This is a genomic window from Microbacterium enclense (assembly GCA_038182865.1).
GTDB classification, from domain to species: domain Bacteria; phylum Actinomycetota; class Actinomycetes; order Actinomycetales; family Microbacteriaceae; genus Microbacterium; species Microbacterium enclense_B.
The window spans coordinates 642954-664684 of sequence record CP116226.1; the positions used below are offsets into that span (position 1 = coordinate 642954).

Below are 21731 nucleotides of genomic sequence, written 5' to 3' on the forward strand. Positions count from 1 at the left end.
CGTCGGCCTCCGCACGCCCATGATCGGCGATCGAGCCTCAGATGGCGACGACGCCGGGGCGCGAGCCGCGGATCTCGCGGTGGAGGCGCTCCATGCGCGTGTCCAGCTCGGCCGCGGTGTCGGCGGCGTCCTTCAACTGATCGAGCAGCTCCGCCGGCACGAGGCGGTCGTACTTGTAGTAGATCTTGTGCTCGAGGCTCGCCCAGAAGTCCATGGCGATCGTGCGGAACTGCACCTCGACCGGTACCTGCACCCGCCCCGTCGACAGGAAGACGGGAACCTCGACGATGACGTGGAGGCTCTTGTAGCCGTTGGCCTTGGGCGTCGCGATGTAGTCCTTCACGTCGCGCACGGTGATGTCATCCTGCTGGGTGAGCAGATCGGACAGGCGGTACGCGTCGTCGATGAAGCTGCACGTCACCCGGATGCCCGCGATGTCGGTGATGGCGGCGCGGATCGAGTCGAAGTCGGTGTCGATGCCTTTGCGGCGAACCTTGTCGACGAGGCTGTCGGGGGTCTTGACGCGGCTGGAGACGTGCTCGATCGGGTTGTAATCGTGCATCTCCTGAAACTCTTCGCGCAGGATCGCGATCTTCGTGTCGACCTCGGCGAGACCGAAGCGGTACTCCATCAGGAAGCGCTGGAACTCGTCACGCATGGCTCGCAATGCCGAACTCGACACCGTGATCTGCTGTTCGTCCAGCGGGTCGGCCATGGGGTCGACGGTAGCGAGCGCGTCTACGAAGCCGCTGTGAGGCTCACTCCCCGCGCGGCTTCGTCTCACGCGGGACGAGTTCACCGTCCACGACGTCGATGCCCACCAGTCCGTCGAACACGCTCGGCAGATCCGCGGAGTCGTCGGACGGTTCGATCGGAAACGGGGGATGACGGTCGTTCACGGCTCACTCCTTCCGTGGGGGTACGTCTACGGTGGCAGGAGCCGGTGGGCGTCACGGGTGGCTTGACACTCTGGGACACGCGTCGTATCGCCCGCGGAGCCGCCCGGTTAGTCTGGAGTCATGGGGACGATCTTTTACGGCAGCGGGACGACCGTTCACATCGAGGACCGCGCCCTCGCGCACCTGAAGGTCGTCATTTCCACCAAACTCCGCCGGGGTGAGAGCTTCACCCTGTCGTGGAGGCATCCCGACGACGAGCCCCGAGGCCGCAGCACGCTGTGGCTGCACCCCGCGATCCCGTTGCGTTTCGTCTTCGAGAGCGCCGAGCCCGCGAGACTCAGCCGGGAATGGATCGAGCGCCTTTCGGAGTCCGCGAACTCGTCCGGCGGGATCATGCTCGTCGCGGAAGACGTCACTCCCACGCACGACGCGTCGAGCGATACGACCGCCCGCTGACTCTCAGCCCTCTTCGGGGAGGCTGTCTTCGGAGGGCTCCGGCGTGATCGCGAGGCCGTTCGGGCCTGAGGCCGCGAGCATGAGGTCTTCGACCCACACACGATTGATCCGCGGCTGACGACTGCCGTAGAAGTGGAACTGGATCGGCACCGACGGGTGCATCCAGAAGCTGCGGCGCCCGCTGCCGTCGCCGACCTCGACGTCGAACATGAACGATTCCGAGCGACGCAACTTGTTCATCACGACGATGCGCAGGTGAGCCAGCGTGCGGTCATCGATATCGACGGCATTGGCCACGGTGTCGTAGATGAATCTGCCCATGGGGTTGAGCCTATCCGAGGAACACAGCTTCCCCGCTCGCCGCGTGCCACGGCTGCGGGGTCGGAGGCAACCCCCGGGACGAAGCCCGATCGACCCCACTACCGTTTCCGTGTGGGAACCCTCTACTACGGCGACGTCGCGACGCCGATCGACATGGAAGACCGCACGCTGGCGCACGTCAAGGTCGTCATCGCCACCAAACTCCGCCGCGGAGAGAGCTTCACGCTGTCGTGGACGCACGGTCCCGGCGAAGAGGTCGGACGCAGTACGGTCTGGCTCCACCCCTCCATCCCCCTGCGCTTCGTCTTCGACGAGCCGGAGCCGGCGCTGCTGAGCCGCGCATGGGTGGAAGAGCTGGCGAACTCGGCGAACTCGTCGGGGGGTCTGCTGATCGTCCCCGAGCCCGGGGTCGACGGTTCGAAGCCGTGAGCGGCGGGGCCTAGACCGTCGCTCCCGCGTCGGCCTGCTCGTCTTCGTCGGAGGAGGCGTGCGGGTCGACCTGATCGACCGCGTCCTGCAGGCGCCCCAGACAGGCGATGACGACGTCACACTCCTCGGGCGTCATGTCGGCCACGGCCGCCATCATGCGGCGGTGCATCGTGCCGAGGGTCGCGCGCACCTCTTCGTCGCTCGCGGCGGTCGCCACGATGCGGATGCTCCGGCGGTCGGTGGGGTGGGGCACGCGCGTGACGTGTCCCGACTTCTCGAGGCGATCGATGATCGCTGTCGTGGACGCCGTCGAGACGCCCAGATACCGCGTCAGCTCGGACGGTGAGACGTGACGGTCCTGCCCCGCGGCGCGGAGCAGATAGCGCAGGACGAGGAGGTCGTTCTCGCCCATCGACATCGCCTCGCGCGTCCGTCGGCGCATGGCGACCTCGGCGGCGCGGTACACGCGGAACGCCTGGAGGACCTCGACGGCGCGACGCCGCCGGTCCTCCTCGGTCGCGCCGTACCAGTAGCGCGACGACGGCGATCCGGTTTCCACTTCGGCATCCTATGACAGGCTCACCGCTCAGGCCCCTGCCGCTGCGCATCGCAGACGGGTAACATGGGAGATTACATCGGCTGTCTACTTGATAGGGAACGAAGAGACTAGCTCGTCGAGGATCTGCCGGGAGGTGACATGAGGCGTACAGCCACCGCTGACGACGTGGTGAAGGCCCTCAGCGACCTCACCGACTCGAGCGCGATCTCCGAGCGGGCGGCTCTGCACTCCCTCGGCATCGGTCCCAACGACGCGAAGGTGCTGCGGTTCCTCCTCGAGCGCAGCGAAGACGACGACCCCGTGACCCCCCGCATGCTCGCCGAGATGCTGGGGATCTCCTCGGCCGCGACCACCGCCCTCATCGACCGCCTCACGGAGGCGGGCTGGGTCGAACGTGAGCCGTACCCGGGCGATCGCCGCTCGATCGTCGTCCGGGCCACCATCGATCCCGAGTCGTCCGCGCGCCGCATCCTGTCGGTGCGTCGGGCCTCCGTCGCCGAGGCCGCTTCCCGGCTCGGCGCCGCCGAACGCCGGGTCGTGGCCGACTTCCTCGACGAGATCGCACGCGTCGAGAAGCAGCACGTCGACGGCATCAGCGTCGACGACGCGGCGTCCCGTTCGCACTGATCGCTCAGCCCGAACGGGACGCGGAGACGTCAGCTCGAGGAACGACCGGTCTCGGACTGCAGGCGGTCGATCTGCTCGGACGCCTCGGCCTTGGTGAGGTCGGCGGGGATCTCCTCCCCCGCCTCACGGGCGAGCGTGTCGAGGTAGCTGCGCTGCGGGGCTGTCATCGGCTCGTCGCCGGTGACCCAGTCCGACGGGTCTTTCTCGGCAGGGTTCTCGCCCTCGCGGACGGCACCCAGGGTTTCTTCTTCACGGGAGGAATCGCTCATGCGCCCGAGGCTAGGCGGGGTATCCGACACCCGCCCCGGGATTGACAGAGCCCCCAGCCGGGTACGGCATCCTGGATCGATGACGAAAGACCCGCCGCCCGCCGACGTCCACGTCGAGACGTACCGGCGCGGAGCTGCCCGCACGCGGGTGACGCGGGTGTCGACGGAAGCCGATTCTTCGCGCGCGTTCGTCCTGATCGCGGGGATCGGGGTGGCCTCGACCTACTTCGAGTTCCTCGCCCCTCTGCTGGCGGCCGAGGGCGAGGTCTATGCGCTCGATCTCCCGGGGTTCGGCGGGGTCCCGGCATCCGGAGAACAGCCGACGGCCGCGTTCTTCGCCGAGCAGGTCATGGGCGTGCTCGAGCACTACGGTCTCGAGGACCCGGTCCTCATCGGACACTCCATGGGGACGCAGGTGGTGACCGAGGTGCTCGCGCGCCGCCCCGACCTGTCGCACGCGGTCCTGGTGAGTCCTGTCGTCGACGAGGCCGAGGCCGGCGCCGTCGTCCAGGGCGTGCGGTTCGTGCAGTCGACGGTGCGCGAGTCCGTGCACATCGCCCTGCTCGCCGTGTCGGCGTACCTGCTGTGCGGGTTCCTCTACTTCTTCGAGGCTCTGCCGCACATGCTGCGCTACCGCATCTCGGATCGCATCGGCGAGGGTCATGCATCGCTCCTGCTCATCCGCGGCGAGTTCGACAGGCCCTCACCCCGCCGCCTGCATTCGCGGCTGGTCGCCCGCGCGCGAGCGGCGCGGAGATGGGAGATCGAGGGCGCCGCACACTGCGTCGTCAACAGCCACGCGGTCGGCGTCGCCCGCCTCACCCTGCGCCACGTGCGCGACGAGCTCGCCGCGAAGGGTCGGATGACGGCGTCCGAGGCCGCCGTCCCCCCGGCGCGCCACGCGGATCTGCGCATGGTGATCGGGGCGGTGGCGAATCGCGCGGCGGAATGGATCAGCGCCCTGCGTCAGGACGAGACGGGCGTCGAGCGCGCCAAGGCCCGCCACACGCGCGTGCTCTGGGAGGCGTACCGCCGCGGGTGAGGTACCGCGCACAGATCCGCTCGGCAACCCCCGCGACCGAATCCGGATCGGCGCCGACCATGGAAACGTGTCGATCCACCCCCGCCTGACCCGCTCATGAGGCTTCCCCCCTCGCTGGACCCGCGGCGGTGGTGGCGCGACGCCGTCACGGCCGACCGCCTGCTGCTCGCGGCCAAGACCGCGGCCGCGGCCGCCCTCGCCTGGTACCTCGCACCGTTCGTGCCGTTCGCGCAGAGCGAGTACTCGTACTACGCGCCGCTCGGCGTGTTGGTCAGCATGTACCCCACGGTCGCGCGCTCCGCGTCGAGCGGGGTGCAGGCCGTCGTCGGGCTCGCTCTCGGCATCGCTCTCGGTCTCGGCAGTCTCGCGGTGGTCGGGTCGGGTGTTCCGCGGATCGTCGCGGTCGCCGTCGTCATCCTCATCGGGGTGCTGCTCGCCGGTGTGCGTGCGCTCGGCGTCGGGCGCGACTGGGTGGCGATCGCGGGCCTGTTCGTCCTCCTGCTCGGCGGCGCCGACCCCGACGGATACTCGTCGTCGTACCTGTTCACCATGGCGTTCGGGGTACTGGTCGGGGTCGTGGTGAACCTCATCGTCGTCCCTCCCCTGCGAGTCGAGCGTGCAGACGACCGGCTCTCCCAGCTGCGCGACGACCTCGGCGCGGCCCTGCATCGCATCGCGGACTCCCTCGCCGGCCACGACTTCGACCCCGAGGCGGCCGACGCGGCGGCAGCGGGGCTGATGCGCACTCTCGCCGAGGTCCGCGACGAGGTCGAGCTCGCCGACGAGAGCCGGCGCTACAACCCCCGTGGTCGACGCCTGCAGGCGCCCCGCGACCTGAACCGCCGTCGTCTGGACGCTCTGACCGGGACCGCCGACGCCACGCGCGAACTGTCCGCGGCGCTGTCGCGCCTCACCGCGGGCACGTACGCGGACGCCCATCTCCCCGACGACACCCGACGCGCGCTCGCGCGGGCCATCGACACCGTGTCGCACCTGGTGACGACGCCGCCCGAGCCCGAGGCCACCACCACGCAACTGCGCGAAGCCGAGCAGGCACTCGTCGGGTACACCGACCGCTTGCGTTCCCTCGAGGCGCACGAAGAGCCGCTCGACGCGTGGGAGGCGGCGGTGAGCCTACGCCGGGTGATCGGCGCGTGCGGACCGTTCGCCGATCCGGATGCGGAGACGGCGACGCGCTGAGGGTCTCGCGTGACGGCAGTCGTGGCGCGGGCACCGCGTGATCGGCGGAGGACGAGGGACGAGGGGAGGATGCCGGGAGCCCCACGGTCCTCCGCCGCCCCCTCATCCTCCGCTCACCAGGCTCGGGGGTGCGGCCGGAGGCGAGGACATCACGACGCCGGGCTCACGGAATCGAGCGCGCGCTCGAGTGGTGCCGCGGTCGCGACGCGCGCCGCCGCCGGAACCGCCGCGAGGAAGCCGCCGACGAACGTGTCGCCGAGGCCGATGGTCGTGGGGCGCGCGGTGTCGACGACATGAGCGGGCACCCCTGTCGCGCCGAGCTCCGTCTCCGCCGCCGCGACCACGGCCGCCCCACCCGCGTGCCGGGGAAGCCGCGCCGTGTCGTCGAGGTCGGCGGCGGTGCACGCGTCGCCGAGGCGGTAGCGGGTCGCGGCCGTGCGTACCGCGCTCTCGAGCGCGACGCGGTGAGCAGCGGCACCGGGGCCGACCGCGATCGCCCAGTACGTGGTGTGCACGACGAGGGCCCGCGCGGGAATCACCGCGTGGACGTCCGCCAGCGCCCGCACGATCTCGTCGGGTGAGAGCAGGTCGATAGTGCGCCCGAGGTACTCCTGCAGTTCGTCCTCGTTCATCCCGTACACGTCGATGCGGTCGAGCAGCCGCTCCCGCACCAGAGCCGACAGGGCGCGCTGATAGAAGCCCGCGTCCTCGTAGTAGACGAGAGCCGTCGCCGGCAGACGCTCCATGGCGGCGACGAGATCGTCGAGACGCCGCGCGAGGAGGTCGGCATCCTGCATCGTGTTGAACCCCGACACCAAGAACGCCGATGCCCCGGCGAGGGCGTCGCCCAGGTCGGCGGCGATCGCCATCTCGCGGTTGGGGGCGTCGTTGGCGAAGATGAGCCGATTGGATGCCGGAGCGGTCACCGCGGCGTCGACGAGCCGAACGGTCGTGCCCTCGGGGTACTGCACGATGAGGTGCGGATCGAGCGTGTCGTGCGTCGCCGACGACACGACCCGCATCGACCGCGGCAGCAGGCGGCGCACGTTGTCATCGATGCTGACGAGGTGCTGCACGGTCGGCACACCGATGCGATCGAGAGCGATACCCGCTCGCACGCCGGTTCCCCCGAGGGTGATCTCGACGTCGAAGTGCGCCGCGAAGCGCTCGACGATCTCCGACGACAGGACGAAGCGCTCGCCTCCCCCGCCCGTGGCGAGGAAGGCGAGCACCGTGAGGACGAGCGCGCGCTCGTCGATGATCGGCGTCGTGGTGGTCAGCTCATCGAAGCGGATGCCGTATTCCGCGGCCAGGGCAGAGAGCACCTCGGCATCCCACCGGATCTCGTAGTCGACGGTTCCGCCGAGCCCGAGGACGAGGTCTTCCGCCATGACGTCGGTCTCCGTCCGCTCAGTAGAGGTCGGCCTTGCCGGCGGCGCCGAACAGGTCGATCTTCTCGGCCGCGGTGACCTTCATCGCGGCGATCGGCTCGGGCTGGATCGCGTTGGGCTCGCGCAGGCGCCGGTCGGTGCCGAGCACCTCGCGCATACGGTCGTGGTAGGCCACCTTGATGTCGCTGGAGATGTTGATCTTGTTGATGCCGAGCGACACGGCGCGGGCGAGCTCGGCATCCGGGTTGCTCGATCCGCCGTGCAGCACGAGCGGGATGCCGACGGCGGCTTTGATCTGCTCGAGCAGGTCGTGGCGCAGCTCGGGGTTCTTGTCCGAGGGGTACAGCCCGTGCGAAGTGCCGATGGCGATCGCGAGGCTGTCCACGCCGGTCTGCTCGACGAAGCGCACCGCGTCGTCGACGTTGGTGTAGATGATCTCCGCGGCGCCCGATTCGCCGTAGCTGTCGTTCGCGCCGATCGTGCCGAGCTCACCCTCGACCTGCACGCCGACGGCGTGCGCGGCCTCGACCACCTTGCGGGTCAGGGCGACGTTCTGCTCGAAAGGCTCGAGCGAGGCGTCGATCATGACCGAGGTGAAACCGGCCTGGATGGCCTGGACGATCTGCTCGTACGTTCCGCCGTGGTCCCAGTGGATCGCGACGGGCACGCTCGAGCGGTGCGCGCGGGCGTGCATCGCGGGGATCAGATCGGTGGTGATGTGCGAGACCTCGTCGGGGTGGATGGCGATGATGACCGGAGCGGACTTCTCTTCGCTGATGTCCATGATCCCGGTGAACATCGCCCAGTCGCTGATGTTGAAGGCCGGGATGGCGAAGCTGTGGGAGTTCGCCACGTCGAGGATGGACTTGCCGGTGTAGAGCACGGAGATTCTCCTTGTTGGGTGGGGTCGGGTGGCTTAGCTCTTCACCGAGCCGGCCGTCAGGCCGCTGATGAAGAAGCGCTGGAAGAAGAGGAAGAGCACCAGCACGGGGATCGAGCCGAGGATGCTCATCGCCATGATCTGGTTCCACTCGTAGGAGTGCTGGCCCATGAGCAGCTGGATGCCGATCGGCACGGTGCGCATGTCGATGGTGCGCGTCAGCGTCAGCGCGAAGAGGAACTCGTTCCACGCGATCATGAACGTGTAGATGCCCACCGACACGATCCCGGGGAGGGAGATGGGCACGAGCACGCGCCACAGCGCGGTGAAGGAGCCGGCGCCGTCGACGCGGACGGCCTCGTCGAGCTCTTTCGGCAGGGTGTTGAAGTACCCGGTCATCATGATGATCGCGTAGGGCAGCGTGAACACCATGTAGGTGAAGATCAGGCCCGGGTAGGTGTTGTAGAGCCCGAGCCCGACCATGAGTCCGAAGTACGGGATCAGCAGCGTGATCGGCGGTACCGCCTGGACGCTGACGATGATGACGTTGACGACGCGCTTGCCGCGGAACTCGAAGCGGCTGAACGCGTACGCCGCCTGGATGGCGATGAGCAGCGTGAGGATGGTCACCGCACCCGCCACGACGTAGCTGTTGATGAAGAAGCGCACCGTCTCGGGGTTGGTGAAGATCGCGACGTACGCGTCGAACGAGAAGGTGTCGGTGATCAGGCGCGGCGGCAGCTCGAAGATCTGCGTGTTCGACTTGAACGAGCTCGACAGCATCCACAGCACGGGGCCGGCGGCGAAGACCGCGCCGATCAGGAGGCCGATGAGCACGCCGGCCTGGGCGAGGCGGCGACGCGTGACGGTACGGGTGACACGCGGGCGGGCGGGAGTGGTCAGGGCCATGTCAGTCCCTCGCCTTCTGATGGCGGACGTAGAGCACCGCGATGATCATCGACATCGCCAGCACCAGCACCGCCGAGGTGGATGCCATCGAGAAGTCGTAGGTCGCGAACGCGAGCTTGTAGGTGAAGGTGCTGAGCATCTCGGTGACGTCGATCGGACCGCCGCCGGTGGTCAGCCAGATGAGCGCGAACTGCTGCGAGGTCCAGATCAGGTCGAGCAGCACGAGGCTGACGATGATCGGACGCAGCTGTGGGATGGTGACGTTCCAGAAGCGCTGCACGGGGCTGGCGCCGTCGACGGTCGCCGCCTCGTAGAGATCGCTCGGGATGCCCTGGAGCCCGGCGAGCAGGCTGACCATGAAGAAGGGGTAGCCGGCCCAGATGTTGATGAAGGTGACGGTGCCCAGGGCCAGCTGCGGCGACGCGAGCCACTCGATGTTCGTGTTCAAGAGGAAGTTCACGATGCCGTTGGGGGCGAGGAGCATGCGCCACAGCACCGCGATGACGGCGACGGTGAACAGCCACGGCAGCACGTAGAGGCCGCGGAAGATCGCGCGCGGCACGGCGCCGATGAGTCGGCTGTTCAGCAGCATCGCGAACGACAGGCCGAGCACGAGGTGGGCGGCGACACTCGTGACCGTGAAGAAGAGGGTGTTGCCCGTCGCCTTCCAGAAGCCCGGGTCGGTGAGGATCGCGACGTAGTTGTCGACGCCGACGATCTCGGGGCTCTTGTTCAGGATGACGTTGTCCTGGAACGAGTACCCGATCACCATCACGATCGGCACGATCATCAGGACGAAGAGCAGGATCAGCGTCGGGGAGAGGAAAACGTAGGCCTCGCCGGCCTTGCGGAGCTGCCGAGTGCGTCGGGAGGCCGGTCGCCCGGTGACGATCACCTCGGTGTCGGGGGGAGTGAGGGTGCGCATGGTCATGGTGTGCGGCTTTCGCTGAGCGGGATGCCGCACCGCGGGTGGGGGCGGTGCGGCATCCCGGATCGGGGTCGGATCAGAACTCCGACGTCCATTCGTCCTGCGTCTTCTTCAGCGCGTCGCTCATCGACTGCTGTCCGTCGAGGGCGGACTGGAACTGCGTGCCGAACTGGCGCATGAGCTCCTCGGCGACGGGGAGACCGGTGAACTCGTTGGCGGGGTAGCCGGCCTTGTAGATGTCGAACGCGGTCGTGAACAGCGCGTCGTCCTCGACGAAGGTCGGCACCGACTCGGTGTTTCCCGGGAAGGCCTTCGCCATGGTCTACAGCTCGCTGTTGACGTCTTTCCCCATCAGGAACTGGACGAGCTTGAACGCGGTGTCCTTGTGTTCCGAGTTCTCGGCGACGCCGATGCCCCACGAGGCGTAGGGGATGCCACGCTCGCCCGAGAAGCCGTCCTGGGCGGGGATCGCAGAGATCGAGAATTTCAGGTCGGGGTTGGACTCGCGGATGAGGTTGATGTGCGCGAGCGAGTCGATCATCATGCCGACGCGGCCGTTGGTGAACTCCTCGACCTTGTCCTGCTCCTTCATCGTGAAGGATCCGGGGGCGATGACCCCGTCGTCCCAGAGCTGCTGGATGTAGTCGGTCGCCGAGGCGACGTCGTCGTTCGTCAGGTCGGGCTGGCCGTCCTTCAACATCGAGCCGCCGGAGGCCCACACCCACGACATGACGTCGTTCTGCACGCCGTTCGGAGCCTCGAGGGAGAGCGGCAGCACCCAGCCCGAGGCATCGGTGCCGAGGGCCTTGATCTTCTTGGCGGCGTCCGCGAACTCGGTGCGCGTCGACGGGGGCGCGCTGACACCCGCCTGAGCGAGGAGCGCGTCATTCGTGAACATCGGGTACACGAAGTTGACGACCGGGATCATGTACGTGCTGCCGTCGACCTGGATCTGGCTGGCGAGTTGGCTGTCGTCGTACCCCGACGAGCTCATGAGCTCGGACAGATCGGCGATGACACCCTGCTTGACGAAGTCGCTGACCCAGGCCCCGTCGAGGCCGACGACGTCGGGCATGGTGCCGGACGCGGCGCCGGCGAACAGCTGCTCCTTGGTCGAGGCGTAGGGACCGCTGACCAGATCGACGGTGATGCCGGGGTTCTCCTGCTCGAACTGGTCCATCAGTCCGCGGAACTGGCCGTCGCCCAGTTCGGGCTCCCACCACTGGGCGAACTCGATCGTGACGTCTCCGTCGGCGGAGGTTCCCGCGCTGTTCGACGAGCACCCCGCCATCGCCAGGAGGGTCGTGGCCGCTGCTGCGACACCGACGAGCTTGATGGCGTTCCGACGCCGGTGCCCGCTGTTGTCCATCGTTTCTCCTCATTGAGATCTGCTGTATTTCGCGCTGTTCTGCGCGTTCTTGCTGCTTTCAGCATGAGTATGCGCGCAGTTGCAGAGGTCGGTCAAGCGTTCGATGCAAATTCGTGATGAATTCGGCACTCATCTGCATCTGAAGCGGCGAAAGGAGCGTCTTTGCTGCGGTTCTTTGCCGTTTTCTCGTGAATCGAGCGGACCCGAGAGGGCGCACTGTGCTAGAGATGACCGCATGGACGGACTCACTGCCCCGAGCAAGCGCCGACTCCCGGCGGGGCGCAAGGCCGAGCTGGCGGCTTACGTCGCCGAATCCGGACAGGTCACGGTCGTCGATCTCGCGTCGCATTTCGGCGTCTCGATCGACACCGTGCGGCGTGATCTCGATCAGCTCGATCGGGAGGGCATCGTCGTGCGTACGCATGGCGGAGCGGTGAGTGCGATGTCGGTGCCCGGTCGCGATCGTGGCCTCGACGTCCGCCTGCAGATGCAGATCGCGGAGAAGGAGCGGATCGCCACCCTGGCCGCAGACCTGATCGAAGACGGGTCCGTGCTGATGCTCAACGCGGGGACGACGACCCTTGCCGTGGCACGTGCGCTGCGCAACCACCGCAACCTCACGATCGCGACGAACAACCTCCGCATCCCGGCGGAGATCTCGCCCACCGTCTTCCGCGACCTCTACATCTTCGGCGGCGCGGTGCGCACGATCACACAGGCGACGACGGGTCCGGTGACGCTGGCGATGAACTCGCATACCCCCGAGGTCGACATCCGATGCGACTACGCCCTCATCGCCGTCGGAGCGGTGGATGCCTCGGGCTTCTCGACCAGCAATCTCGGCGACGCGACGATGATGAGCGAGATGATCCAGCGTGCCGACCGCACGGCGATCCTCGCCGACTCGACCAAACTCGACCGCCGCCTCTTCGCCCAGGTCGCCCCGCTCGAGAAAGCCGACTACCTCATCACCGACGCGCCCCCTTCCCCCGAGTTGGCGGCCGCGCTCGCCGAAGCCGGCGTGACGGTCATCACCCCCTGACGAGGGCCGATCCCGGCGACGAGATCGCGCCCGCCAAGGGGGTCGACTTCTCGAGGCGTCCGTCCGCGTGCGCTCGCGCCGCCCGAGTCCCGTCACGCCACCACAACAGGGCGTACGCCGAGAACAGGGCGGATCCGCACACCCGGGCCTGTTCCGGTGGCATCCCCTGTTCTGGTGATGCGATCGCGCGCGTCAGTAACCGGTGGACAGGACCCGATCGAGCATGTCGACGAAGTAGTCGGCCGACTCCTGAGTGAGGCACAGGGGCGGCTTGATCTTCAGGACGTTCTGATGATCGCCGGTGGGTTGCATGATGACGCCGAGCTCGAGGAGTCGGTCGCAGATCGCCGCGGTCTCCTCCGTCGCGGGGGTGACCTCTTCGCGATCGCGCACGAACTCCAGGCCGAGATAGAGGCCCGCGCCGTGCACGGTGCCGATGATCGGATGCCGCTCCCCCAGCGCCTCGAGACGCGCTCTGAGGTGTGCGCCGACGATGCGGGCGTTCTCCTGCAGGTGCTCGTCGTCGATGATGTCGAGCACGGTCAGGCCGACCACCGACGACAGCGGTGACCCGCCGGTGGAGGAGAAGAAGTATCCCTGCGTGCGATAGCGGTCGGCGATCTCGCGGCGCGTGACGACCGCGCCGAGAGGGAAGCCCGCCCCGATGGATTTGGCGACCGCGACGACGTCGGGAACCACTCCCTGCTGCTGAAAGCCCCAGAACCACGAACCGAGACGACCGAAGCCGACTTGCACTTCGTCGGCGACCGCGAGTCCGCCCAGTTCGCGCACGGTGGCGTACACCTCACGGAGGTAGCCGTCCGGCAGGGCGACGCCACCGGCGTTGCCGTAGAAGGTCTCGCTCAGGAACGCCGCGGGCAGGTGGCCCTCGGCGGCGAGCGCGCGCAGCCGCGCCGACGCCTCGGGCGCGTAGGCCACGGCATCCGCTCCCCGATGCCGACCGCGATAGGAGTTGGCGGCGTCGACGGTGTGCACCCAGTCAGGGCGCGTCGCAAGCGCGTTCGGGTTGTCGGCGATCGACGTCGAGACCGCATCGCTCGCGTACGTCCACCCGTGGTACGCCTCGGCCATGGCGACGAGGTCACGACGCTCGGTGGCAGCCAGGGCGAGGCGGATCGCGAGGTCGACCGCCTCCGACCCGGAGTTGACGAAGAAGACCGTGTCGAGCTCGTCCGGGAGAGTGAATGCCAGACGCTCGGCGTACCGCGTGATCGCGGCGTAGTGGAAGCGCGAGTTCGTGTTGAGCAGGCGTGTCTGCCGCGCCACGGCGGCGGCGATGCGCGGGTGCGCGTGCCCCACCGAGGCGACGTTGTTGACCATGTCGAGGTAGACGCGACCGTCGATGTCGGCGAGGTACTCGCGCCAGCCGCGCTCGATGCGCGGCGGACGCGCGTAGTAATGCTCCTGCACCTCGGCGACGACGGCCTCCCGACGGTCCAGGAGGTCGTCCTCGCGGTCGAGCGGCGCGTTCACGCCGAGGGCTTTCGTGGCGTCGCCGACGACGGCCCGCCAGCCCGGGAGGTCGTCGGCCGCGATGGCGGCGGGTACCTCAGCCGGCTCGAGCGTCGTGAGGAGGACATCGACGCGTTCGCGCGCGGGGACCACTCCGCTCACGGACTCGCCGTCGCGGCGGACGATCAGTCCTGCGGGGGCATCCAGCGACGACGGCTCGGCGAACCAGACCGCCGCGGCCGTCGGCACGGTGGCAGGCACGCCGGGGGTGCGCGCGGGGGCGCCGAGGAGGACCGGCCGCAGCGCCGGGAGGACGACCGCGTCCGCGCCGTCGTCCAGCAGCCGCTGTGCCGCGCGCTCGACGGCGTCGGCGTCAAGCCATGCGCCCTCGTCGGCGCGGGGCGACAGCGTCCCGGCATCCAGGATCACCGCCCGCTCGGGCGCGGGAAGCAGCGCGGCACCGGACCACTCCGGCGCGGCCGCGGCGGGACGGCCGAGCGCATGACGGATGCGTGCGGTCGCCACCGGGATCGGCACCGACGCGGCCCGTCGGAGGATCGCGAACTCCCGATCGAGCGCACCGCTGGCATAGTCGTTCGCGTCGTCGAGGCGTACCTGCTGGCGACCGCTCAACACCAGCACCACCCCGCGCAGCACCACGAGAGGCCAGAGCGCGGTGATCTCGTCGTCGGAGAGCGGGCGGCGACGATCGAACGCCACGATCGCGGGAAGCGTCGTGCGGTACGACGCTCCGGCGTGGTGCAGCACCGACGAGACGGTCACGGCGATCTCGCCCACCGCCCAGGAGTCGACGACGTCGCCGAAGTCGATCACGGCGTCGGGCACGGTCTGGACGCCGAGCGGGCGGAGCACGTTGTCGTCGGTCACGTCGAAGTGCCCCAGCTGACGGGGCAGCGCCGCGGCGACCGGCGCGAGGGCGGCGAGCGCACGCTCGGCGGTCTCCTCCGCGAAAGCGCGGACCTGCGCATCCGGCTCGGTCTCGGCGATCTCGGCGATCACACGCTCGGCGTGGCGCAGATCCCACTGCAGTACGCGCCCCGACGCGGGGTGCGTCTCGCCCGCGAGGGCGACGCTGACCGCGGCCGACAGCTCACCGAGTCGCTCGACCACGCGCGGCGACAGGTATGCCGAGCCGGTCAGCGTCTTCCCTCCGACGAACGAGATGACGCGGGCGTGCACGCGTCCCTGAGACGTTTCCCACCACCCCGACATCGCCCCGCGGGGGCCGTCCACGATCTCGGGGATCCGCAGCGACGGCTCGGCACGTGCGACGGCGGCGGCCGCGGCATCCTGCATCTCGATCTCGGACTCGCTGAACACCGGGTTGCTGATCTTCAGCACCCCGAGGGGGTCGGCGTCGCCGGCGCGTGTGACGAGGAAGTTCTGGTCCTGCTGGCTGCCGAGGGAGCGGAGATCGACGTCGACGCCGTAGACATCGCGCATCAACGCGCAGGCCTCGTCGGTCGGCAGGGTCGGAGTCGGCAGCTCGCCGTGGGCGAAGTAGTCGAACAAGGTCATGTGGGGCTTCCTGAGGCGCGGGGCGGCGGGAGAACGGACGGTGTGCTGAGAAACATACAGCGTAGGTTTTAGGATCGCGAGGAGAACGTCCTGAATCTGCGCCGCGCGCATCGCGTAACGTGGTCGGACCCGACCGAAAGGCCCCCTCGTGCCCCGGCCGCCACGCCCCAAGCTCTCTCGCGAATCGATCGCGCGCGCTGCCCTGGCGCTCATCGATCGCGACGGCAGCGAGGGCGCGAGCATCCGTCGCGTGGCCGAGCGCCTCGGGGTGCACCCGACGTCGCTGTACAACCACGTTCCGAATCTCGCCGCGCTCATCGAAGACGTTCGCGCGCTCGTGTCGGCACGGATCGATTCCACGCCCCTGCGCGAGCGCGAATGGGAAGAGGGACTTGCGCTGTGGGCGCGTTCGTACCGCGAGGCCTTCCGCCGGCATCCCCAGACCATTCCGCTGCTGATGTCGCACCGGTCGTCCGTGCCCCGGCTGATGTCGCAGTACGAGGACTTCGCGCGCGCCGCCGAACGCGTCGGCTGGACGAGCGACGATGTCCTGCCGTTGTTGACGGCGTTCGAGTCGTTCATCATCGGCAGCGTGCTCGACATGTCGGGACCGAGCGTGATGTTCGACCCCACCGGTCAGGAGGAGACCGTTCCCCGCTTCGCCGCGGCGTTCGCCACGCTCGAGCACCACGACCCCGCCGATCCGGTCGCCACGCGCGCGTTCGAACTCGGCCTGACGCTGTTGATCGCCGGAGCGCGGCCCCGGACCTGAGGGCGCCGACGCCTCACATGTGGGCGTAGCGCGCGCGAGCGAAGCAGAAGAGGCCGTAGACGATGAGGCCTGCAGCCACGAGCCAGAGCACGACCTGCCCGAACGGCAGCCCCGCGAGCGAGCGCAGCGCGGAGTCGAGTCCCCCCGCAGCCGAGGGATCGTGGGTCAGCGCGGCGACCACGAACAGGATGCCGGCCACCCCGACGGCCACGCCCTTCGCGATGTAGCCGACCACCCCGAAGGTCCGGATGCCGCGCCCCGCCGCTCCACCGGGAAGCGACATGTGCTTCTCGAAGGCCTTCGTGAACCCGCGCACCACGAAGGCGACACCCACCGCCGCGACGCCGAGGCCGATGACGACGAGCAGCACGACACCGGCCGGGTTCGACAGCAGCTGTGCCGACATCGTCTGCGACGACTGCGACGAGCTCGAGCTGCCGCCGAGCGCGAGGGTCAGTGCGGTGACGGCGATCGCCGCGTACGCGACCGCGGTGCCGACGTACTTCGCACGATGCGCCCAGCGCTTCTTGGCATCCGGGTCCTGCTCGACGATCGCCTCGGCGATCTGCCAGACCGCCAGCGCCGCCAGCCCGATCACGATCACCCACAGCAGCACGATGCCCGCCGGGGCCTGCGCCACCTGCTGGAGGGCGCCGCTCTGGTCGGCGCTGCCCCCTCCCGCGCCGGTGGCGAGCGAGACCGCGATGGCGCCGATGAGCAGGTGCAGGAGGCCCAGCACCACGTAACCCGCGCGAGCGGCGACCTCGAAAGCGGTGGAGTCCTGCGCCTTGTCCGCGGCGGCCGAAGGAGTCGTCATCGGGGAACCGTAGCCTTCACGCGTCTCTCGCGGCGAGGCGTTGCGCTCGGCGCTCGCGGAGCACTTGGATGAGCGCCCACACGAACGTCGAGACCGCGAGGCCCTCGAGCGCCCCGGCGACGACGTCCGACAGCCAGTGGGCGTGCAGGTAGGTCCGGCTCCACATCATCAGCAGCACCCACACCACGCCCGCGATCCACACCCACCGCCGACGCAGGATGAGACCCAGCACGACCGCGATGGTCGTCGCCACCGCCGTGTGCCCCGAGGGGAACGACGTCGCCATCGTTTCGGCGAGCGAGTCGGTCGGTCGCTGACGCGCGATGATCGCCGCCATCGGCGCGCCGATCGCGACGACGAGGGCGATGGATCCTCCCACGGTCAGAGCGTCCCACGGGCGTCGCCGCACGGCGAAGACGATCGTCGTCGCCACCCCGATCACGATCATGCCGATCGTTCCGCCGACGATCGCCGGGACCCAGGCGACGATCACACCGACGGGGGTGGCGATCGCCGCCATCGCGTCATCCCACCACACGTCGACGTCGAGGGCGGTGTGGCCGTTCAGCGCCACGGCGAGGCGCAGGGCGACGAAGGCGACGGTGGCCGCGACGGCGACGACCAGAGCGACCGCACGGCGCGCGTCCGGTTCGACCGCCGGCGAGATCGCGGCGTCGGTGGGAGTGGCATCCATTCTGGAATCGTGCCAGCACCGGATACCGCGACGGCAGGGATTGCATCCGCGCACGCATGCCGATGCCGATGCCGAAGCCGCACCAATCGCCGCGGGACGGCTCTTCAGTCGCTATCGTCGGCAGGAAGCAAGGGGTGGGTATGAACAAATCCGAACTGCAGGTGACACGGGTGGGAACGCGGAGCGCAGCGACGTTCGATCTCCCCGGGTCTGCCGAACACGTCGTCGACGCCGTACGAACCGTTGCCGAACGCGGTGGCCGCTTTCGTCTGATCAACGCGTCGGCCGATGGCGCGACCTTGTTGACTCGTGTGAGCTGGCGGGCGTGGGGAGGAGTTCTGACCCTCGGATTCACGTCGGCCGGGGACGACAGCGTGCACGTCACGTCGGCGTGGGTCCCGGCCGTCTCGTTCACGGTCATCGACTGGGGTCAGGGCCGCAAAGACCTGGAAAAGCTCCACCGAGAACTGCTGCTCGCCGCCGGACCTCGCGGCTGACGACAGGCGACGGCCCGCCGACGACCCGCGCCGACGGTGCCACGAGGTGCCCGCACCCTCCTCTCAGGCGGAGGGCGGCGTCGAGACCGGCGCGGGCGGTGACGAGGGGACCACCAGGGGACGCTTCGAGATCGGCGACATCGCCAGGAAGAGCAGTCCGATCACCAGCGAGACGGATCCCGCGACGATCACCACGACCCCGGTTCCGGTCGCGGTCGGGTCGGTGGCCGCGTTGACGATCGCGATCCCGACGATGAGAGCGAGGGCGCCCACGGCGATGAAGGTGCCCTCCATCCACAGCAAGATGCGGATCGAGCGCGCTCCGTGGAAGGTCGGACGGATGCCGGATCGCGTCCAGGTGTACTGCGACCAGCGGGTGCCCGTCCACCAGCGCCCCACCGTCGACGAGACGGGGAACCACCCCGCGCCCGGTCCTTCCTGCTCGCCCGGCAGCGGGCGCACGGAGTCGATGACGACCGCTTCGCCCGCGGGTGCGGGCAGCTTCGCGATGCGTCGCACGTGCATCGCGCCGAACAGCCAGAACAGGGCGAGCGCGACGAACAGGGCACCGCTCAGCAGGTAACCCGGGCTGAACGCCACGAGGAAGAGGTGCACGGCCCCCGCGACGAAGAACAAGGCACTCGAGACGAACAGCGGCACCGCGTTGTCGGCGGTGATCCAGTCCACCCCCGGCTTTCCGTCTTCGACACGCATCCCCGTCCACCGGGCACCGTCCCACCAGCGAAGTCCGTCGCCTTGTGCGTACCAGGCCGCCGGCTCGTTCATGAGAACCCCTCCCCTTGTCGCGATCATCGCGACAGGCCGACCCTAACCGAGCGCTCTCGACGAGGCGGCGCTGAGCGCCCGCGTGACATCGTCGACCACGGCAGCCGGTGCCGCCACCGCGGCGAGCTCTTCGCGGAGACGCCGACCCGGCACCCACCTGACGTACGCGTCGAACTCGACCTGCATCTCGAGGGAGTGGGCGGCGATCGCGCGCGAGACCGCGGCGCACGCGCCGGGGGTGTCGGCGATGACCGCGAGATCGCTGTCGACGTCCACCGTGCGGCGCACCGGCGCGAGTGGCGCATCGACCATCCAGCGGTGGTCACCGGATGCCACCTCGAACGGAGCGCGATCCCCCAGGTCGACCCGCGCGGTCGTGCCGGGCGGAACCGTCAGCGCCACGGCGAGCGCTTCCCCGACCCGCTGCCACCGCACGCGAGCACGCCCGAAGACGGTGTCGTGCGCGGCCTCCGCCCAGGTCAGCGCCTCGACGAACCACGGGCGAATGTGAAGCCGGGCGCCCTCGAGCGACAACCCCGCGACCCGCCGATGCAGCACGTCGCCCACCGAGCCGAGGGCGTAATGATTCAGCGAGGTCATGCCGGAGGGGTGCAGCGTGCCGTCGGGCCGGACGGCATCCCATCTCTCCCACATCGTCGTCGCATCCTGTGACAGCGGGTACAGCCAGGACGGACACATGGTCTGCAGGAGCAGGCTCTCGGCCGCAGCCTCGTGGCCGTGGTCGAGGAGCGCATCCAGAACGACCGGGGTTCCGAGAAAGCCCGTCGCCATACGATACCCCCCGGCGCGCAGGAGGAAGGCCAGACGGTCGGCCGCCGCCGCGCGCAGGGCGTCGGGCACCAGACCGAAGGCGAGGGCAAGGGCATAAGCGGTCGGAGCATCGGAGGCCAGCCGCCCGGCGGGGGTGAGGTAGGCGGCGCGGAAGGCATCGCGGATCTCACGGGCGAGCGCGGCGTACGGCGCGGCCTCGGCGGTCTCGCTCGCGCGCGCGACGAGATCGGCGGAACGGAAGAAGTACGCCGTCGCCACGAGCCCGGCATCCGCCTTCGCCTTGTCGGGACGGATCGAGGTCGGGTCGAGCCAGTCGCCGTACTGGAAGCCCGTCTCCCAGAGACGCTCCGGTCCGGCGACGGCCGCGACGGCGTCGACCCACGCGCGCATCGCGGGCAGCATCTCCGCCACGAGCGCCGCGTCGCCCGAACGACGGGCGAGCACATCCGGGATGACCGTCACGGCGTCGCCCCATCCAGCGGCCATCACGTCACCGAGACCTCGGAGGGTGTCGGGGACGACCGTGGGCACGCGTCCCCCGCGGTCGGCCTGCTCGGCGCGGAGATCACGGAGCCAGGTGGTGAAGAACGCGTCGGTGTCGAAGAGCACCGCGGCGGTGGGCGCGAACACCTGCGCATCGCCGGTCCACCCGAGGCGTTCGTCACGCTGCGGGCAGTCGGTCGGCAGAGCGAGCGCGTTGCCCTCGAAGCTGCGGACGATGTTCTCGTGCAGACGGTTCACCCGCTCGTCGGAGCAGGAGAACCACCCGGTGCGTCGCAGATCGCTGCGGAGCACGTCGACCTCGACGTCGGCGGGGTCGATCCGGCCTCCGGAGATCTCGACGTAGCGGAATCCGTGGAACGTGAAGGCGGCCTCGCAGGTGCGCTCCCCCGCACCGTCGAGGACGAACTCGTCGATCGCTGCAGCGGCGCGCAAGGGGCGCACGCAGAGCTCGCCGTCCTCGAGCAGTTCGGCGTGCCGGACGGTGACGACGGTTCCGGCGGGACCGTCGGCGACCAGGCGCACCCGCCCGACGATGTTCTCGCCGACGTCGAGCAGCACCACACCCGGACGGGATGCCGGCGTCTCCCGGATCCGTCGGATCGTGCGCACCCGCCGCACCGGCTCGACGTCGAGCACCGTCGGCATGCTCAGCGGCGCCGTGCGCGCCGGCATCTCCCACGACGCGTCGTCGAATCCCGGCATCCGCCATCCGCGCTGTTCTTGCCGGAAGTCGACGTGCTCGCCGGCGTAGAGACCGCTCGCGACGATCGCGGTGCGCGGGCTGAGCCGCCAGCGCTCGTCGGGGCCGATCTCGTCGATACGCCCGTCGTGGTGCGTCAACCGCAGCACGGCCCCCGCCGCCGCCTGGTCACCGTAGAAGCGCGCGGCCGTCGCCCCGAAGCCGTACCGCTCGGTGAACCAGCCGCCCGCGACGCGTAGCGACAGCACCTGCGTCGTCCCGGGCCGCAGGAGCGAGGTCACCTCGGCCGTCGCGAGGGGCAGGCGGTGCTGATAGGACGTCCAGCCGGGCGAGAGCACGGTGTCATCGACCGGGATGCCGTCGAGGGCGGCGTCGAACACCCCGTGGGCGGTCGCCCAGAGACGAGCCGAAACCACCGTGGAAGGGACCTCGACCTCGCGACGGAGGGCGAACGGAGCGGCCTCGACCGCGGGGTCGGCGATGCCGAGCAACGGCGCGGTCCACGCCCCCGGGAAGAACACCGCTTCGACGCGCAGCGAGGAGGTCCATGGCATCCATTCGCCGTCCGAACCGGCCACGCGGACGGACAGATCGTGCCACGCACCGGCGGAGAGATCGGCGAAAGGCCAGGGGACGAGCACTCCGTCGGGGCGCACCTCGGTCGCATCGCCCCCATCGAGGCGCAGCTGGGCGCGGGTCGCCGTCCACCCCGCGGGGGCGTCGACCAGCCACGACACCGGGGGGCGGGGTTCGGAGGCGACGGAGATGTCGCGGCGGCGGCCGACGCGCAGGCCCGCGACACGGGAGGGGGCGCTCATGACGTCCTTTCGAAGACC

General features: G+C 69.4%; 24 protein-coding genes. 8 read left to right on the plus strand and 16 right to left on the minus strand.

Features of this window, described 5'->3' with window-relative positions; all coding sequences use genetic code 11:
* Positions 1-37: 37 nt before the first annotated feature.
* On the minus strand, positions 38-715 hold the full coding sequence (locus tag PIR02_02985) for a GTP pyrophosphokinase family protein (GenBank protein ID WZH37636.1): 678 nt from the start codon (positions 713-715) through the stop codon (positions 38-40).
* Positions 716-758: 43 nt separating this feature from the next.
* The gene (locus tag PIR02_02990) at positions 759-899 is read right to left on the minus strand and encodes a hypothetical protein (protein ID WZH37637.1); all 141 of its coding nucleotides are present in this window, start codon (positions 897-899) and stop codon (positions 759-761) included.
* Between the two features lie 120 nt (positions 900-1019).
* On the opposite strand from PIR02_02990, the gene PIR02_02995 reads away from it, so the two are divergent.
* Positions 1020-1355, plus strand: a complete 336-nt coding sequence (locus PIR02_02995; protein WZH37638.1) for a hypothetical protein — start codon at positions 1020-1022, stop codon at positions 1353-1355.
* A gap of 3 nt (positions 1356-1358) precedes the next feature.
* On the opposite strand, the gene PIR02_03000 is transcribed toward PIR02_02995, so the two are convergent.
* Entirely contained in the window at positions 1359-1676 is a 318-nt protein-coding gene (locus tag PIR02_03000) for an ATP-dependent DNA ligase (protein WZH37639.1), read from the minus strand.
* Positions 1677-1787: 111 nt separating this feature from the next.
* On the opposite strand from PIR02_03000, the gene PIR02_03005 reads away from it, so the two are divergent.
* A complete protein-coding gene (locus tag PIR02_03005) occupies positions 1788-2105 on the plus strand; it encodes a hypothetical protein (protein WZH37640.1) in 318 nt (105 codons plus the stop codon).
* A 10-nt stretch (positions 2106-2115) separates the two neighbouring features.
* On the opposite strand, the gene PIR02_03010 is transcribed toward PIR02_03005, so the two are convergent.
* Positions 2116-2664 carry a MarR family transcriptional regulator gene (locus tag PIR02_03010; protein WZH37641.1) on the minus strand — a complete coding sequence of 183 codons (549 nt, stop codon included), beginning with the start codon at positions 2662-2664 and terminating at the stop codon, positions 2116-2118.
* A 138-nt stretch (positions 2665-2802) separates the two neighbouring features.
* Here PIR02_03010 and PIR02_03015 point away from each other — a divergent pair, with 138 nt between their 5' ends.
* Positions 2803-3291: a MarR family transcriptional regulator gene (locus PIR02_03015; GenBank protein WZH37642.1), complete on the plus strand. Its 489-nt coding sequence runs from the start codon at positions 2803-2805 to the stop codon at positions 3289-3291.
* A gap of 29 nt (positions 3292-3320) precedes the next feature.
* On the opposite strand, the gene PIR02_03020 is transcribed toward PIR02_03015, so the two are convergent.
* Positions 3321-3560 carry a DUF3072 domain-containing protein gene (locus PIR02_03020; GenBank protein WZH37643.1) on the minus strand — a complete coding sequence of 80 codons (240 nt, stop codon included), beginning with the start codon at positions 3558-3560 and terminating at the stop codon, positions 3321-3323.
* A 79-nt stretch (positions 3561-3639) separates the two neighbouring features.
* Here PIR02_03020 and PIR02_03025 point away from each other — a divergent pair, with 79 nt between their 5' ends.
* Together PIR02_03025 and PIR02_03030 are read left to right on the plus strand one after the other, a co-directional pair.
* Positions 3640-4602, plus strand: coding sequence for an alpha/beta fold hydrolase (locus PIR02_03025; GenBank protein ID WZH37644.1), 963 nt, complete (start codon positions 3640-3642; stop codon positions 4600-4602).
* A gap of 96 nt (positions 4603-4698) precedes the next feature.
* The gene (locus PIR02_03030; GenBank protein WZH37645.1) at positions 4699-5802 is read left to right on the plus strand and encodes an FUSC family protein; all 1104 of its coding nucleotides are present in this window, start codon (positions 4699-4701) and stop codon (positions 5800-5802) included.
* A 149-nt stretch (positions 5803-5951) separates the two neighbouring features.
* Here PIR02_03030 and PIR02_03035 read toward each other — a convergent pair whose 3' ends face one another.
* From PIR02_03035 to PIR02_03060, 6 genes are all read right to left on the minus strand, one after another.
* Positions 5952-7193 carry an ADP-dependent glucokinase/phosphofructokinase gene (locus PIR02_03035; protein WZH37646.1) on the minus strand — a complete coding sequence of 414 codons (1242 nt, stop codon included), beginning with the start codon at positions 7191-7193 and terminating at the stop codon, positions 5952-5954.
* 19 nt (positions 7194-7212) lie between these two features.
* Positions 7213-8076, minus strand: coding sequence for a ketose-bisphosphate aldolase (locus PIR02_03040; protein WZH37647.1), 864 nt, complete (start codon positions 8074-8076; stop codon positions 7213-7215).
* Between the two features lie 33 nt (positions 8077-8109).
* Positions 8110-8982, minus strand: coding sequence for a carbohydrate ABC transporter permease (locus tag PIR02_03045; protein ID WZH37648.1), 873 nt, complete (start codon positions 8980-8982; stop codon positions 8110-8112).
* Position 8983: 1 nt separating this feature from the next.
* Complete coding sequence (locus PIR02_03050) at positions 8984-9913, minus strand: sugar ABC transporter permease (protein ID WZH37649.1); 930 nt, start codon at positions 9911-9913, stop codon at positions 8984-8986.
* A gap of 73 nt (positions 9914-9986) precedes the next feature.
* The gene (locus PIR02_03055; GenBank protein WZH37650.1) at positions 9987-10229 is read right to left on the minus strand and encodes a hypothetical protein; all 243 of its coding nucleotides are present in this window, start codon (positions 10227-10229) and stop codon (positions 9987-9989) included.
* 3 nt (positions 10230-10232) lie between these two features.
* Positions 10233-11279 (minus strand): sugar ABC transporter substrate-binding protein, encoded by a 1047-nt coding sequence (locus PIR02_03060; GenBank protein WZH37651.1) that lies wholly within the window; start codon positions 11277-11279, stop codon positions 10233-10235.
* 235 nt (positions 11280-11514) lie between these two features.
* On the opposite strand from PIR02_03060, the gene PIR02_03065 reads away from it, so the two are divergent.
* Positions 11515-12321, plus strand: coding sequence for a DeoR/GlpR family DNA-binding transcription regulator (locus tag PIR02_03065; GenBank protein ID WZH37652.1), 807 nt, complete (start codon positions 11515-11517; stop codon positions 12319-12321).
* A gap of 192 nt (positions 12322-12513) precedes the next feature.
* Here PIR02_03065 and PIR02_03070 read toward each other — a convergent pair whose 3' ends face one another.
* Positions 12514-15333, minus strand: a complete 2820-nt coding sequence (locus PIR02_03070) for an aminotransferase class III-fold pyridoxal phosphate-dependent enzyme (GenBank protein WZH37653.1) — start codon at positions 15331-15333, stop codon at positions 12514-12516.
* A gap of 148 nt (positions 15334-15481) precedes the next feature.
* Here PIR02_03070 and PIR02_03075 point away from each other — a divergent pair, with 148 nt between their 5' ends.
* Positions 15482-16105: a TetR/AcrR family transcriptional regulator C-terminal domain-containing protein gene (locus tag PIR02_03075; GenBank protein WZH37654.1), complete on the plus strand. Its 624-nt coding sequence runs from the start codon at positions 15482-15484 to the stop codon at positions 16103-16105.
* A gap of 13 nt (positions 16106-16118) precedes the next feature.
* Here PIR02_03075 and PIR02_03080 read toward each other — a convergent pair whose 3' ends face one another.
* Together PIR02_03080 and PIR02_03085 are read right to left on the minus strand one after the other, a co-directional pair.
* A complete protein-coding gene (locus tag PIR02_03080; protein ID WZH37655.1) occupies positions 16119-16922 on the minus strand; it encodes a DUF1206 domain-containing protein in 804 nt (267 codons plus the stop codon).
* A gap of 16 nt (positions 16923-16938) precedes the next feature.
* The gene (locus tag PIR02_03085) at positions 16939-17616 is read right to left on the minus strand and encodes a phosphatase PAP2 family protein (GenBank protein ID WZH37656.1); all 678 of its coding nucleotides are present in this window, start codon (positions 17614-17616) and stop codon (positions 16939-16941) included.
* A gap of 140 nt (positions 17617-17756) precedes the next feature.
* On the opposite strand from PIR02_03085, the gene PIR02_03090 reads away from it, so the two are divergent.
* Positions 17757-18113 carry a hypothetical protein gene (locus PIR02_03090; GenBank protein WZH37657.1) on the plus strand — a complete coding sequence of 119 codons (357 nt, stop codon included), beginning with the start codon at positions 17757-17759 and terminating at the stop codon, positions 18111-18113.
* 63 nt (positions 18114-18176) lie between these two features.
* Here PIR02_03090 and PIR02_03095 read toward each other — a convergent pair whose 3' ends face one another.
* Together PIR02_03095 and PIR02_03100 are read right to left on the minus strand one after the other, a co-directional pair.
* Complete coding sequence (locus tag PIR02_03095; protein WZH37658.1) at positions 18177-18899, minus strand: hypothetical protein; 723 nt, start codon at positions 18897-18899, stop codon at positions 18177-18179.
* A gap of 42 nt (positions 18900-18941) precedes the next feature.
* On the minus strand, positions 18942-21713 hold the full coding sequence (locus PIR02_03100; GenBank protein WZH37659.1) for a family 78 glycoside hydrolase catalytic domain: 2772 nt from the start codon (positions 21711-21713) through the stop codon (positions 18942-18944).
* Positions 21714-21731: the final 18 nt, after the last annotated feature.